15 protein-coding genes are annotated in these 14,632 nt (G+C 65.8%); 4 read left to right on the forward strand and 11 right to left on the reverse strand.

The window, feature by feature from the left end; translation table 11 throughout:
• Positions 1-4: 4 nt before the first annotated feature.
• Positions 5-346: a 50S ribosomal protein L19 gene (gene rplS / locus CG716_RS02710; RefSeq protein WP_094476204.1), complete on the reverse strand. Its 342-nt coding sequence runs from the start codon at positions 344-346 to the stop codon at positions 5-7.
• Between the two features lie 311 nt (positions 347-657).
• On the opposite strand from rplS, the gene CG716_RS02715 reads away from it, so the two are divergent.
• The gene (locus CG716_RS02715) at positions 658-1,587 is read left to right on the forward strand and encodes a serine hydrolase (RefSeq protein ID WP_094476206.1); all 930 of its coding nucleotides are present in this window, start codon (positions 658-660) and stop codon (positions 1,585-1,587) included.
• Here CG716_RS02715 and CG716_RS02720 read toward each other — a convergent pair.
• From CG716_RS02720 to CG716_RS02755, 8 genes are all read right to left on the reverse strand, one after another.
• Positions 1,584-3,779, reverse strand: a complete 2,196-nt coding sequence (locus tag CG716_RS02720; protein WP_264005812.1) for an MDR family MFS transporter — start codon at positions 3,777-3,779, stop codon at positions 1,584-1,586. The genes CG716_RS02715 and CG716_RS02720 overlap by 4 nt on opposite strands.
• Before the next feature lie 57 nt (positions 3,780-3,836).
• Positions 3,837-4,526, reverse strand: coding sequence for a tRNA (guanosine(37)-N1)-methyltransferase TrmD (gene trmD / locus CG716_RS02725; protein ID WP_094476210.1), 690 nt, complete (start codon positions 4,524-4,526; stop codon positions 3,837-3,839).
• 1 nt (position 4,527) lies between these two features.
• Positions 4,528-5,058: a ribosome maturation factor RimM gene (rimM, locus tag CG716_RS02730; RefSeq protein ID WP_094476212.1), complete on the reverse strand. Its 531-nt coding sequence runs from the start codon at positions 5,056-5,058 to the stop codon at positions 4,528-4,530.
• A 40-nt stretch (positions 5,059-5,098) separates the two neighbouring features.
• Complete coding sequence (locus tag CG716_RS02735) at positions 5,099-5,341, reverse strand: RNA-binding protein (protein WP_005148848.1); 243 nt, start codon at positions 5,339-5,341, stop codon at positions 5,099-5,101.
• Positions 5,338-5,823 (reverse strand): 30S ribosomal protein S16, encoded by a 486-nt coding sequence (gene rpsP, locus CG716_RS02740; protein WP_094476214.1) that lies wholly within the window; start codon positions 5,821-5,823, stop codon positions 5,338-5,340. Before rpsP ends, CG716_RS02735 begins: the two co-directional genes overlap by 4 nt.
• A gap of 267 nt (positions 5,824-6,090) precedes the next feature.
• Positions 6,091-7,830 carry a cytochrome c biogenesis protein DipZ gene (locus tag CG716_RS02745; protein ID WP_094476216.1) on the reverse strand — a complete coding sequence of 580 codons (1,740 nt, stop codon included), beginning with the start codon at positions 7,828-7,830 and terminating at the stop codon, positions 6,091-6,093.
• 373 nt (positions 7,831-8,203) lie between these two features.
• On the reverse strand, positions 8,204-8,905 hold the full coding sequence (locus CG716_RS02750) for an anti-sigma factor (protein ID WP_094476218.1): 702 nt from the start codon (positions 8,903-8,905) through the stop codon (positions 8,204-8,206).
• Positions 8,902-9,465, reverse strand: a complete 564-nt coding sequence (locus CG716_RS02755) for a sigma-70 family RNA polymerase sigma factor (RefSeq protein WP_094476598.1) — start codon at positions 9,463-9,465, stop codon at positions 8,902-8,904. Before CG716_RS02755 ends, CG716_RS02750 begins: the two co-directional genes overlap by 4 nt.
• 346 nt (positions 9,466-9,811) lie before the next feature.
• On the opposite strand from CG716_RS02755, the gene CG716_RS02760 reads away from it, so the two are divergent.
• On the forward strand, positions 9,812-10,402 hold the full coding sequence (locus CG716_RS02760; protein WP_207760557.1) for a fasciclin domain-containing protein: 591 nt from the start codon (positions 9,812-9,814) through the stop codon (positions 10,400-10,402).
• 268 nt (positions 10,403-10,670) lie between these two features.
• Here the strand turns inward: CG716_RS02760 and CG716_RS02765 are convergent, their stop codons facing one another.
• Positions 10,671-11,087, reverse strand: a complete 417-nt coding sequence (locus CG716_RS02765; protein WP_094476219.1) for a nuclear transport factor 2 family protein — start codon at positions 11,085-11,087, stop codon at positions 10,671-10,673.
• Between the two features lie 108 nt (positions 11,088-11,195).
• Between CG716_RS02765 and CG716_RS02770 the strand changes: the two genes are divergently transcribed.
• Together CG716_RS02770 and CG716_RS02775 are read left to right on the forward strand one after the other, a co-directional pair.
• Positions 11,196-12,830 (forward strand): diflavin oxidoreductase, encoded by a 1,635-nt coding sequence (locus tag CG716_RS02770; RefSeq protein WP_094476220.1) that lies wholly within the window; start codon positions 11,196-11,198, stop codon positions 12,828-12,830.
• A 40-nt stretch (positions 12,831-12,870) separates the two neighbouring features.
• Positions 12,871-13,743 carry a D-alanyl-D-alanine carboxypeptidase family protein gene (locus CG716_RS02775; RefSeq protein ID WP_094476222.1) on the forward strand — a complete coding sequence of 291 codons (873 nt, stop codon included), beginning with the start codon at positions 12,871-12,873 and terminating at the stop codon, positions 13,741-13,743.
• A gap of 10 nt (positions 13,744-13,753) precedes the next feature.
• Here CG716_RS02775 and CG716_RS02780 read toward each other — a convergent pair whose 3' ends face one another.
• Positions 13,754-14,389 carry a DUF1942 domain-containing protein gene (locus CG716_RS02780; RefSeq protein ID WP_094476224.1) on the reverse strand — a complete coding sequence of 212 codons (636 nt, stop codon included), beginning with the start codon at positions 14,387-14,389 and terminating at the stop codon, positions 13,754-13,756.
• Positions 14,390-14,632 lie beyond the last annotated feature (243 nt).

The following is a 14,632-nucleotide window of genomic DNA, read 5'->3' on the forward strand; positions in this document are numbered from 1 at the left end:
AAGCTCATCGCTTCTCTTTGATCTTGGCTTTCTTGCCGCGCAGCTCGCGCAGGTAGTACAGCTTCGCGCGACGCACATCACCGCGGGTGAGGACCTCGATGTGGTCGATGTTGGGCGAATGCACCGGGAAGGTGCGCTCGACGCCGACGCCGTAGCTTTCCTTGCGCACGGTGAAGGTCTCCCGGACGCCGCCGCCGGAACGACGGATGACGACACCCTTGAAGACCTGGATGCGCTGTTTGTTGCCCTCGATGACCTTCACGTGGACATTGATGGTGTCCCCGGGGCTGAAGGTCGGGATGTCGTCGCGTAGCGACGCCTGGTCGACGAAGTCCAGCGTGTTCATCGGTGACACTTCCTTGCGGTTCGCGGCGCAGCCGACTGCCTGCGCAAACGCGCTGGCGATCGCCGGGCCGATGGATTTCGGGCACGTGGTGTTTGGCGCAGCAGGCGGAAAAAGTCCCGGCCCGCGCGGCAACTGCTCAATTGTGCCAGATGCACCGCGAGCAGTGAAATCGCGCGACCCGCCGAGTGCACGGGGATGTATCGGCTGGCTAACCGGGCGGTGTAGAAAAGGTGCGGCTATTCTGAACGACGTCGGGCGGCAACGCGGCAACCCACAATCCTGCGTTCCACCAGAGCTTCGAGGAGATCGTCATGCGACGGCATCTGTCGATGCTGGTCACCGGCACAGCGGCGGCGATGATCGGCGTGTTGGTCGCCGCATCCTCGGCCCAGGTGAGCGCCGGCGCAGGCGACAGTTCCCGTCCGGTGAACCTGCTGTCGGCCGGCCCAGGTGACGTCCCGCAAGCTCCCGTCCTCGTTCCGCTGCCCGATGCGCCACTTGATCCGGTAGCCGGCCTGGACATGCGCGCCAAGGCGGCCGCGTCCGACGCTGCTCAAGAAGGCGCCGACATCAGCTTCACAGTGCTCGACCGCAACACCGGCAAAACGGTCTCCGGCGGCGACGGCGCCCCCTTCCCGATCGCATCGGTCAGCAAACTGTTCATCGCCGACGATCTCCTGCTGCAGGTGGCCAAGGGCCAGCGGCAACTGACCACTGACGAGCAGCAGTCCTTCGACGTGATGTTGCGGTCGTCCGACGACAGCGCGGCCGATGTGTTCTGGAGTGAGGGCGGCGGCAGCTCGATCATCAGCCGGGTGACCGCACGGTACGGCTTGGGATCGACCAGCGCGCCCTACGACGGCAACTGGTGGAACACCATGAGCACGACCGCGGATCTGGTGCGCTACTACGACATGCTGCTCGACGGCGCCGGCGGCTTGCCCGCCGATGAGGCTGCCGTCATTCTGGGCGACCTATCGCACTCCACCCCCACCGGCATCGACGGCTATCCGCAGCGGTTCGGGATCCCCGACGGACTGTTCGCCGAACCCGTTGCGGTCAAACAAGGCTGGATGTGCTGCTGGAACGGCGGCAACTGGCTGCACATGACTACCGGCGTCATCGGCGCCGACCATCGCTTCGTGATGGCCATGGCCTCCCTTCAGCCGGTCGATGACGCCACCGCGCGCGCGACCATGACGCAGGCAGTGAAGACGATGTTCCCCGACGGGCGGGTCTAGCGACGCGGTTGTCCGGGCGGCGGCGGCCGGCGGATTTCAGCGCGCGGCCGGAACGGCCGGGTCGGTTCGTTGCCGATACCCGCACTCAATGCCGGCCCTATCGGAAGGCGGGTGGTGGCTGCGGCATCCGGTGCGGGACGCCCCGCACCCATCACCAACGGACGGGTGGCCGTGGTATCCGTCCCGTCCTCTTGCGCCAACACGTTGCGGGCGATGCGTTCCATTGCGCCCTGCACCTGCAAACGGTCCGGCCTGCCTTCGAATGCGGGCGAGCGGGTCAGCGTGTCGGTGATCCAGCTGGCGATGAGGTTGCGGGCGTAGTTCACCTCCGTCGCACCGGATGCGGTGAGAGAGAAGTAGTCCCCGGCACGTTGCGCATAGCCGGCCGCGACCAGCCGAGCGAAGGCCGGTTCGAGAATCTCCACCGGCACCCGATGCCGTGCGGCGATGGCGGCGAGATCGGCCGCACCCGCCATCTGCGCATGCCGGTAGACCTGGAGCAGGGCCCACATCCGCGCGGTGTCGAGATGGATACCCGCCGATTGGGCCACCGCAGGCAGGTGCATGCCACGGGACTCGCGTAGCAGCCGGCTGACCGCCACCTCGAGCACCTTCTCAGCGGGTTCCGTCGTCGGCATTCCGAAGCCTTCGCCCAAGTCGGTGCTGCCCATGGCTGCGGCGTCGCGCAGCGGAACCTGCTTGAGGAACAGGGCCAGGACGAATCCGACCACCGCGACGGGCGCCGCGAACAGGAACACCCTGCTCAGCGAGTCGGCGTAGGCGTTGACGATCGGGGCGGCGACTTCGTGGGACAGCTTGTGCAGCGCCTGTGGTGACTGTGCGACCGCAGCGGAGGTGCCGCTGGCGGCCAGCGCAGCGGGCAGCCGGTCGGCCAGGAAGTTGCTGAACAGCGAGCCGAAGATCGCGGCGCCGAAGGAGCTGCCGATGGTCCGGAAGAAGGTGACGCCCGACGTGGCGACGCCCAGATCGGTGAAGTCCACGGTGTTCTGGACGGTCAGCACCAGCACCTGCATGCTCAGCCCGATGCCGGCACCCAGAATCAGCAGGTCCAGGGATTGCACCAGCACCGAGGTGTGTGCATCCATGAACGACAGCAACACGAAACCGGCTGCCATCACCGCGGTCCCCACGACCGGGAAGATCTTGTAGCGCCCCGTGCGCCCGACGATGACACCGCTGGTCAACGACGTCGCCAGCAGGCCCACCACCATCGGCAGGGTGTGCAGTCCGGACACCGTCGCCGAGACGCCGTCGACGAACTGCATATACGTCGGCAGGAACGTCAGCGCGCCGAGCATCGCGAAGCCGACGACGAAGGACAGCACGCAGCACACCGTGAACACCGGGTCTTTGAACAGCCGGATCGGCAGAATCGGCTCGGTCGCGCGGCTTTCCACGACGACGAATGCCACCAACGCGGCGATAGAGCCGACGAACAGCCCGATGATCGTGGCCGAGCCCCACGGGTAGGTGGTGCCTCCCCAGCTGGTGGCCAGGGTCAGGCCGGCCGCGCCGAGCCCGATCAGCACAATGCCCGAGTAGTCGATGACCGGCCGCGAGCTGCGGCCCAGTTTCGGAATCGCCCACGCCGCGACGATCAACACCACCACCGCGACCGGGACGTTCACCCAGAACGCCCACCGCCACCCGAGGTGGTCGGTGAACAGCCCGCCGAGTAGCGGCCCCACCACGGTGGTGACGCCGAACACCGCGCCCAGTGCACCCTGGTAGCGGCCGCGTTCGCGCAGCGGGATCACCTCACCGATGACGGCGACCGCCGTGACGGTGATTGCGCCGCCGCCGATGCCCTGCAGGGCACGGGAAGCGACCAGCACGGTCATCGACCCGGCCAATCCGCACAGCACCGATCCAGCCAGGAAGAACAGCACAGCCGCCTGGAACACCACTTTGCGGCCGAACGTGTCACCGAGCTTGCCGACCACCGCCGTGACGATCGTCGAGGCCAGCAGATAACTGGTCACCACCCACGACTGGTGGCCGGCCCCGCCGAGATCGGCGACGACGGTCGGCAGTGCGGTGGCCACGATGGTCTGGTCCAGAGCGGCCAGCAGCATGCCCAGCACCACTGCCAGGAAGACCAGATTGCGTTGACGGCCCGTCACCTGCGCGGCCGCCGGTTCTGGCGGAGCGCCGGTGGTTGGACGAGTCACGCATTCCTTCATACCCCTCGACACCGCTCGATAACCCGAACCGCGCCGAGGCATTCATTACTCCCCCAGCAAGTCCGGCCGGCGCTCGCGAGTGCGTTCCAGGGCCTGCTCGCGGCGCCAGGCCGCGACCTTCGCGTGATCACCGGAGAGCAGGATCTCGGGCACCGGCAGGTCGCGCCACGTCGGCGGGCGGGTGTAACTCGGCCCCTCCAGCAGGCCGTCTTTGTCCGGCGAGTGCGAATCGTCTTGGTGTGACAGCGGATTGCCCATCACATTGGGAAGTAGCCGAACCATCGCCTCGATCATCACCAGTGCCGCCACCTCGCCGCCGGCCAGCACATAGTCGCCGATGGAGACCTCTTCGACGCGCATCCGCCGGCGCGCGTCCTCGGCGACCCGCTGATCGATGCCCTCGTACCGACCGCAGGCGAACACCAGATGCGATTCCGCCGTCCAGCGCTGCGCATCGTTCTGCGTGAACAGCCTGCCCGCCGGAGTCGGTATCACTAGAAGTGTTGCCTCAGTGCAGATCTCGTCGAGTGCCTCACCCCAGACCGGAGCCTTCATCACCATGCCCGGACCGCCTCCATAGGGAGAGTCGTCCACGGAGTGGTGCACGTCGTGGGTCCAGCTGCGCAGATCGTGCACCGTGACGTCCAGGATTCCCGACTCGATGGCCTTGCCGGGCAGGGACTGTCGCAGCGGGGCTAGATAGTCGGGAAAGATCGTGACGACGTCAACCCGCATCTCAGGTCAAGCCGTCCAGATCCAAAAGCCCTTCCGGCGGATCGATTTCGACGACCCCGTCGGCCAGGGATACCGATGTCACGATCGCACCGACGAACGGCACCAGCAGTTCGGCCCCGTCTTCGCCGCGGACCGCCAACAGCTCACCGCCGGCGGTATGCAGCACTTCGGCGACAGAGCCGAGCGCGCGGCCGTCGACAGTGCGGACCGCCAGCCCCTCGAGCTGGTGGTCGTAGAACTCGTCGGGGTCCTCGATCTCGGGCAGATCGGCGGTGTCGACGACGAACAGGTTGCCGCGCAACGCGTCGGCGGCATTGCGGTCGGATACCCCGTTCAGCCGGACCAGCAGGCGGGCTCCGTGCGGACGCGCCGTCTCGATGACGACGTCCTTGCCGGCTCCCCCACGAGAAGGCTTGAGGTACAACCGATTACCGGGCGCGAACCGCTCGTCGGGATCGTCTGTGCGAACGTCGACCACCAGTTCGCCGGTGATCCCGTGAGCTTTGGCCACGCGACCGACGACGAGCTCCACTCGGCTCCTCCCCGGGTCGCTTCGCTCCTGCCCGACCTAGTTACTGGTCGGTGTCCACCACGTCGACGCGGATACCCCGGCCACCGATTCCGGCGACCAGGGTGCGCAACGCGGTCGCGGTGCGACCACCGCGGCCGATCACCTTGCCCAGATCTTCGGGATGGACATGGACCTCAACCGTGCGTCCCCGCCGGTTGGTGACCATGTCCACGCGGACGTCGTCGGGATTGTCGACGATCCCGCGAACCAGATGCTCTACGGCGTCTACGACGACCGAGCTCATTCTGCGGCGGCCTCAGTGGTTTCGGCGGCCGGCTCAGCCTCAGCGACGGCCTCGGCAGCGGGCTCGGCCTCAGCGGCCTCGGCCTTCTTGGCGGGCGCCTTCTTCTTCTTGGCCTGGGTGGCCTCGCCACTCGGGGCGCCGTCGGCCTCGGCCAGCGCAGCGTTGAACAGGTCGAGCTTGCTGGGCTTGGGCTCCTTGACCTTGAGCGTGCCCTCGGCACCGGGCAGGCCCTTGAACTTCTGCCAGTCACCGGTGATCTTCAGCAGGTTCAGGACCGGCTCGGTGGGCTGGGCGCCGACGGACAACCAATACTGAGCACGCTCGGAATCGATCTCGATCAGGCTCGGCTCTTCCTTGGGGTGGTAGCGGCCGATGACCTCGATCGAGCGGCCGTCGCGGCGGGTGCGCGCGTCAGCGACAGCGATGCGGTACTGGGGGTTGCGGATCTTGCCAAGCCGGGTGAGCTTGATCTTGACAGCCATGAACTAACTCCTGTGGGTATCACGCTGCAATTCAGCGACGCCGGCGGAAGTGCCGGATCCGGTTTTGCCTCGCGTGCGTGACCGGCGCGCGACCGTGGTCGCGGGTCGGACAGCCGCCAATTGTGCCAGATCCCGCTGGTCAGGTGTTAATCGCTACGACCAAAAATCCTCCACTCGTTGCCGGCAGAGCGCGAATACCCTGGGCAAGAACCCGCCGCGACTGGCCTCGATGATCGGTGGCCCCGCCGTCAAACACCGGTGGGATTCTCAGCCGTAGGTGAAGGAGAACGCCTGGACTCCGCGGCTGACGCGGATTTCGAGGTGTCGAGCCGCAACATCGTTGGCCGCCACGATCTGGTGGCTGGTGGGCGGTCCGCTGATGGGGATCACCCGGGTCTGGCCGTCGTCGGACACCGTCACGGTTCCGGCGCCCCCAGCGACCAGATAGACGTCTTTGGCCCGGTAATTCAGTTCGATGGCGCAGTCGTCGGCATCCGCGATCGCGCCCTGGTAGTCCAGTGACCACGTGCCACGGTAGGCGAAGGCATTGTCGCGAAGCTGGGCCGGGTATTGATAATTCCGTTCGCCTTGTCGGTATTGGCCCTCACCGCCGTAGTTCACGACTTTGCCCACCGACAAATACGTCTCGGGGGTCAGCCCCTGCGGTGGTGTGATGTCGGGGAAATCACCTGGTGCGGGTAGCTTTTCACCCGGATGCGCGTCGGTGAGGAGCTGACGCATCAACCGTTCGGTGTCGGCGTAGTCGCCCTCTCCGAAGGTGATGTGCCGCACCGTGCCGGCGGAGTCGATCAGGTAGTCCGCGGGCCAGTAGCGGTTGCGGTAATTGACCCAGGTCGACAGGTTGTTGTCCAAGGCGATCGGATAGGTGATGCCAAGGGCGGCCGCGCCGCTGGCGACGTTGGACCGCACTTTTTCGAAGGCATATTCGGGGCTGTGGATGCCGATGACCTGTAGTCCCAGATCCTTGTATTTGGCGTACCAGTCGATCACATGTGGGAGGGCACGCTGACAGTTGATGCAGGAGTATGCCCAGAAGTCGACCAGGACGACCTTGCCGCGAAGGTCCGCCAGATTCAGCGCGGCACCGCCAGGGGTGTTCAGCCATTCCGTGATGCCCCGGATGTCGGGCGCGGTGCCGCAACTTTGCAGCTGTGCTGCGTGGTTGGTGCAGTCGGACAGCTCACGGTTCTGGTCATTGATGAGTCCGCCGAGGTCCAGCTTTTCCCCGAGCTGATCAGATCCTTCGATCTTGTCCTGTAACGAGCTGGTGTAGTCGGGCAGCGCTCGCTGCAACTCCGCGGGCAGATCGAACGCGAGCGCAACCGCCAACGCTAATGTCACGATTCCGGCAGCCACGCGTATCGTGCGTTGGCGATCACGAAACGCCTTGACACGCTGGGTGATCCGCTGCCCCGCGAGAGCGAAGACGGTCAGCGGCAGCGCCGTACCGAGCGAAAACGCCACAGTCAGTAATACGACGCCGGCGCCGATGTGTCCGGTGGCGCCGGCCAATACGATAGCGGCCAGCACCGGACCTGCACACGGCACATACAGCGCCCCCAGCGCCAACCCGAGGCCGAAACCGGTCCTGCCCGAGGCAAAGTTGCGTTGTGGGATTGCGGCGAAGGGCTTTTCGAGGAGTGCTTCCAACTGCGGGAAGATCAACCCCACACCGATGAGGGCTAATGCGGCTAGGCCAACCCACCGGATCGCGTCCTGTGGCAGGTGCAATGCAGACAGCAGAGCCGAACCGGTGAGAGTAACGACGCTGAAGCTACAGACCAGTCCTGCGATCACCAGATACGGGCGAAATCTGTGCAGACGTGCCGATGCCGTCGTCACCCCAGCCGTTTTCACTGAACCGATATCACGCCCGTCGCCGGTGTCTGCCGCCGAGAGGAATACGACTGGCAAGACTGGAAGAACACACGGCGAGATGCCCGTGATCAACCCACCGAGTAAACCGATTAGCAGCAGCGCGGCCATGATCAGTATTCGGTGCCGCCCTGGCCATGGATCGTGATTGTTGGTGAAAAACCCTCGTGGTATCGCCGACCTGGTGCTGGTTGCCGCTCGCAGAATGCGCCTCGCAGCCCGGCGGCCGCCGGCTCGTGATCACCCAAGAGGTTGCGACCACACGTCCCGACGGCCTTGCACACCGCCGTCGTCGTTATCACCGCGCGGGTAAGTACTCGCGCCGTGACCCGCAGACCGTCCATCGTGGCCCCTTCCCTGCGCCCCGGTACGGCAGGTGCCGGCACCGAGCTACCCAAGGGGTTCGGAGCCACCCAGGGTGTGGATCGGTGATCGTCCGAAGTTGTCGGTGATACCGGACTTTTCGGCGCGGGGCGGCCACGGCTCAGGTCAGCGGTAGCTCGGCGAAGGGCGTGGTTGTCGGCTGCGGCGAGCCGTTACCCGGCTCGACGGTGAACGCCAGCGCACGTGCGGTCTGCAGATCTGCCACTACCGCGGTGGTCGATGGGCCGACGCTTTCGGGTGTCATCGTGCCTGCCGAGCGCGGTTCCTGGCCACCCAGCAACCACATCTGGTAGACGGTGCCGGGAGGAGGCGGATTGACGTTGTTCATCACCAACACTGCCGCATTCTTGTCGCGCGAGTACACGACTGTTGCGATACCGCCGGAGGGGATGGGCGCGCTGACCGAATGCATATCAGGCGCGCTGATCACCTGTTCGGCGGTCGACCGTTGCGGCGCCGGCCGCAGCGCCAACCCCACACTGACGGCGGCCAGGGCCACCACCAGTGCAGCAGCTGCCGCCAGCAATATGGTTGTGCGCCGGCGTGTTTGGGCATTCTGCGCCGGTCCGACCGCGGCCAGGAGCCGCTCACGCAATTCTGGCGGAGGTTCGGCACGTGTGCTGGCCGACAAAGCGGCCATCGTCTCGCGCACGGATCGCACTTCGTCGTGGAAGTGTTCGACGACGTCGGCGGGCGCGGCAGCCAGGCGCAGCTCGATGTCTGCGCGCTCGGCGTCGGAGACGGCGTCAAGGGCATACGGGGTGGCCAACGCCAACAATTCGGGGTTCAACGGACCGGTCATGACACCCCCAAACACGTTCGCAGGCCGCGCAGCGCGTCACGCATGCGCGACTTGACTGTCGGCAGGTTCGCGGCCAACCGTTGGGACACCTCGACATACGTCAGCCCGCGGTAATAGGCCAACTCGATACATTCGCGCTGCAGGTCAGTCAGCGATTGCAGGCAGTCAGCCACCCGCCGGGCCTCGTCGTGCTGGATTGCCGATTCGACCACGACATCGGCAGCCGGTTCACCGCTCGCCGCGCCGTAGCGCAGGTCGCGCCGCGTGGCCGCTTCCTCGCTGCGGACTCTGTCCACGGCGCGGCGATGAGCAAGGGTCAAAAGCCACGCCAGTGCCGAACCCGCCGCGGGATCGAATTGGGCAGCGCTGCGCCAGACCTGGAGATAGACCTCCTGGGTGGTGTCTTCGCTATAGCCCGGGTCGCGCAGGAGCCGCACGATCAATCCGAACACGCGCGTGCGGGTCCGGTCGTAGAGCGCGGCGAAAGCGTCGACATCACCGCGGCCGACCAGACACACCAAAGCATCGAGGTCGTTGCCGGATTGCGGCGATCCACTCATCGAACCGAAGCGTAGTGTGTCGAGTCCCCCGACCACCACGGGTTGGCCAGGCCGCCGGTGATTGTCAGCGCAATCCATTCGGGGCACGCGCGCACCGCTCACGGCCACCGCCGCCATCCACGGAGCCCCGTGGTGTAGTTCTCGCTCCGCGCTGCCGCCTGACACACAAGGGAATTCGAAACCAACGAGACCGCGGATGGCTGTGGAAGTCACTGCGGACAGCGAGCCGGCGCATATTGAGCGAGTCTCCCGTTCGACCAATCCGCGGCGGATTCGGCTCCGAATCCCATTCGTACACCACGAAGGCGGCACCTGGCCGCCGATGACTCGGAGGACAAACACGTCAATGAACATTCAACGCGACATCGCAGTGGCAGCGACAACCCTGACCGCGGCCGCCCTTCTCACGATCTCGACCGGCGTTGCCGGCGCCGATATGACCAATGACTTGGTCGGACCAGGGTGCGCGGGTTATGCCACGCAGGTTCCCACCGGTCCAGGCTCTGTCGCCGGTATGGCACAAGACCCAGTCGCCGTTGCCGCGTCGAACAACCCGATGCTGACCACCCTGACTGCTGCTGTCTCGGGCAAGCTCAATCCGAACGTGAATCTCGTCGACACTTTGGACGGCGGACAATTCACCGTGTTTGCGCCGACCGACGCTGCTTTCGCCAAGCTGGCGCCATCCACTGTTGACGCGCTCAAATCCGATTCTGCGGGTTTGACCAAAATTCTCACCTACCACGTCGTGGCCGGTCAGCTCAGTCCGACCGACATCGACGGCACCCACCCAACAGTGCAAGGCGCACCGGTGACCGTGACCGGCTCAGGCAACAACCTCAAGGTGAATGGCGCATCGGTGGTGTGCGGCGGCGTACACACAGCCAACGCAACCGTGTACATGATCGACACCGTTCTGACCCCGCCGGCCAACTGATCCTGACGACGCCCGAGGAACGCGGGTGGTGGTGGCCGACGGCGCCTACTCACCGATCAAGTAGGCGCTCAAGCTCGGCTCGTGATCACGGCTATCCGGCTGTCGCCGATCCGCGACGAAATACCCTCCAAGCGAACGGATTCCGTCAGTCACGACATTCATACGGGCGGTCGCAGGGTGCCACAAACTACGAACAGACAATTCAGTAGACATGGGGAACGGAATATCGCCGCGGTCGCCACTTCCACGACGCTGACCGATGCCGGGCTCAGACGATCTTCTGGATGCACTTCGATTCGACGCGCCGCGTCATCCGCCAGCCCTCGGCGGTGCGAATGAACTCGTCGTCATACCAGAGGCCGCAGAACATGACCTGACCGTTGTCACCGAGGGCCATCGGATTGAACAGGATGGTCCGAGACGTCGCCTTGTCGCCGTCAACGCGGATGTCGAAGTTGCCGAGCATGTGAAAGTAAGCCGGAAAATTGGGCAAGACCTCGGACAACCAGACCTTCACGTCGGGATAGGTGCCTGCGATGCCGCCCAGTTCGGTGTAGTCGATGTGGGCATCGGCGGTGAAGACGCGATCCAGGTCGTCGAACCGGCGACTGTCGATCGCCGTGGAGTAGTCCACCAGCAGCTGCTGGATCTCCAACCGATCCGAAATCTCTTCAAGACTCAGCATTTGTGTGATTCAACACGGTCGCGGCCGGCCGCGGTGGGGAGGTCCACGCCAGCGGGACATTGCGACTAAGGTAACCCTAACCAAAGCCCCACCGACCAAGGAGAACGGGTGTCGGAGCGTCGCGGCTTCTCACTGATCATTGGCTACGCCAGCGACATGGGCACCGCTGAGTACATCGCCATGCAACTGGCCGACGCAGTCAAAGCTGTCGGACTCGATGCCACCGAGACTGAACTCAACGACATCTCCCTCGACGACGTCCGGGCCGCGACCCACTTCGTCGTGGTGGCCTCGACGTTCGGCGAGGGCGAAGTGCCCGACAACGGCACGGTCTTCTGGGAAGAGCTCCTGGCCACCGACGACGGTTTCGACGGCCTTGGCTACACCGTGCTGGCGCTGGGCGACAGCTCCTACGAATTGTTCTGCAACGCCGGCCGCATCATCGACGACCGCCTGACCGAGCTCGGAGCACAGCGGCTGGCCGAGCGCGTCGAATTCGACTGCTACCGCGAAGGCGACGCCCAGGAGTGGCTAGCCGATACCGCCAAGATGCTCGAGGCGGCCGGCGCCGCCGCATCCGGGCACACCGCCACGACACCGGCGGAACCGCGACCGACACCGCTACGCCAGGTCAGCCCGTGGACGGACGCGAGCCCGTATCGGGCTACGGCCGTGGTGAACCGCCTGCTCACCGCAGCGGAATCCGACAAGGAAGTCCGCCATGTCGAATTGGATCTCGGCGATTCCGGGATCACCTACGAGGCCGGTGATTCTGTGGCCGTGCACCCGGTCAACTCCCCTGACCTGGTCGAGGCCATCCTGGCGAAGCTGGGCGTCGACGCTACCCACATCGCCACCGGCGCGGACCTGCCGCTGGGCGAACTGCTGGCCGGCCATCTGGAGATCTGCGCGCCGTCACGCGCCTTGCAAGCGTTGGTCGCCAGCCGCACCGACGATGCCGACGCGGCCGCGGCGCTACGATCCGGCGACCCTGCGGTGCTGTCGTCCTGGCTGTACGGGCGCGACGTGCTCGAGCTGCTCGAGCTGGCCGACCTGACGGTCGACGAGGTACTGGAAGTATTGCGGCCGTTGCAGTTTCGGGACTACTCGATCGCGTCGAGCCCGCTGGCCCATCCCGGCCACCTGCACCTGACGGTCGCGACCGTCCGCTACCACGCCCGCGGGCGGGCCCGCGGCGGCGTCGCGTCCACGTTCCTAGCCGACCGAGCCTCCAGTGGCCAGGAAGTGCGAATCCACCTGCGCCCCAACCACAATTTCCGGCTCCCTGCCCCCGACGTGCCGATCATCATGATCGGCCCCGGGACCGGCATCGCCCCCTTTCGGGCGTTCCTGCAGGAGCGCCAAGCGGCCGCCGCACCAGGCAAGGCGTGGCTGTTCTTCGGCGACCGTCGCCGCACCACCGACTTCCTGTATGGCGACGAGCTGACGGGATTCCTGAACTCGGGCGCACTGACCCGGCTGGACCTGGCGTTTTCGCGCGATGATGACGGGCCGAAGACCTACGTGCAGCACCGGATGAAGGACAGCACCGCCGAGTTCTTCGCCTGGCTCGAGCAGGGTGCGCACCTCTACGTCTGTGGCGACGCCGATCGAATGGCCAAGGACGTCGACCGGACGATCCACGAGATCGTCGCCGAAGCCGGCGGCATGCACGCTGCGGCCGCACATTCCTACGTCAACGAGCTGATCAAGGCCCACCGCTACCTGCGCGACGTCTACTGAAGTCGGACACCTCACCGGCCTCGGGTTAGGCTCGGTGGCCATGCGCAGACTTCTCGTGAGCGCGATGACGGTGCTGACCCTGCTGACCTCGACGGCCGCAATCGCCAACGCCGACACCGATCAGCCGCCTGGTTCCGTCCCGATTCCAGACGGCCCCGCCTCGGCGTGGATCGTCGCCGACATGGACACCGGGCAGGTGCTGGCGGGCCGGGACATGTATGCCGCCCACCCGCCGGCCAGCACCATCAAGACGCTGCTGGCCCTGACCGTGCTGGACGAGCTGCCCGACCTGAACGCGACGGTGGTGGCGAATAACAACGACACCCTCGTCGAATGCAACTGCGCCGGTGTGCGCCCCGGCCGCACCTACACCGCGCGCCAGCTGCTCGACGCGCTGCTGCTGGTGTCGGGCAACGACGCCGCCAACACCCTGGCGGACATGCTCGGCGGCTTCGATGCCGCGGTGGACAAGATGAACGCCAAAGCCGTCGCCGTCGGCGCCACCAACACCCACGCCGCCACCCCGTCGGGGCTGGACGGACCGGGGGGCTCGGGATGGACGACCCCGCACGACCTGGCCGCGATCTTCCGCGCCGCCATGGCCAACCCGGTGTTCGCGCAGATCACCTCACAGCCGTCGGCGATGTTTCCCACCGACACCGGCGACAAGCCGTTGATCAACCAGGACGAACTCCTGGCCCGCTACCCCGGCGCGATCGGCGGCAAGACCGGGTTCACCGACGCCGCGCGCAAGACCTTCGTCGGCGCCGCCGACCGCGGCGGGCGCCGACTGGTGATCGCGATGATGTACGGCCTGATCCATGAGGGCGGACCCACCTACTGGGATCAGGCTGCCGCACTGCTGGATTGGGGTTTCGCCCAGAACCCCGCCGAAGGCGTCGCGACGCTTTAGTTCGCTTGCGCTAGTGGTGTCCGCCCGCATTGAACCCCGGCTGCGCGGCGTCACCCTCAGTGATTTGATAGGGCGAGCTGGCCAGGTTGTTCGGCGTGGCCACGATGGCCGCATCGCCGCCTGTCGGCGCCGGGGCACTGGGGGCGCCCTGGTTGTCCGGCAAGACCTGCGATTCGTCCTCTTCATCCGGCGGCACGATGACGGGCGCCGCGGTGCTGCCGGGTTCACCCGGCACCCAGGCAAGGATGTCGCGCGTGCCGTCGGTGAAGACGACGCTGTTCGGGATATCACCGACGACGTCGAAGTAGAGTCTTCCGGCGTTCGACGCGCCCCAGATGGATGGGTAGAAATCGCCAGACTCAGCCCGGGCACCGAAGCGCTCGATGAATGGTGGGTAACCACCACCGAACCCGTCGATCGTCAGCTTGGCCGAGTACAACTTGCCACTGTGTGGCACCGCGGCGTTACTGGGCACGAGCTTTCCCACGGCGTAGCCGATGTACGGCAGGCCATCGGGCCCGTTCAACGTTTCCTGCTCGCCGAACACCCTCAAGCTGTCGGTCGCCCAAGCCGGTGCGGCGTTGACGCCAGCAAGCCCGAGCGTGACAATGGTGGCGGCCGCTCCGGCCAGTTTCGCGATCTTCACGGTCTCTCCCTAGCTGATCAGTGCCAACATCTCCCGGCGGATGTTTCGGAGAACATTACTGTGACCTGCCTGCTAACGCCCGCTCAAACGGGTTCTTGGCGATTAATCCGATATCTCGCCGAACCCTCACTGCCCATCACCCGGGCTTCATCGGTGGCAAGACCGGCTGCACCAGCCTGACCGGGGAGACCTATGTCGCCGAGGCACAGCGGGCAGTAGGCAATTGACCAAGGCGGCCGCGCT

The organism is Mycolicibacterium sphagni, assembly GCF_002250655.1.
Taxonomy (GTDB): domain Bacteria; phylum Actinomycetota; class Actinomycetes; order Mycobacteriales; family Mycobacteriaceae; genus Mycobacterium; species Mycobacterium sphagni.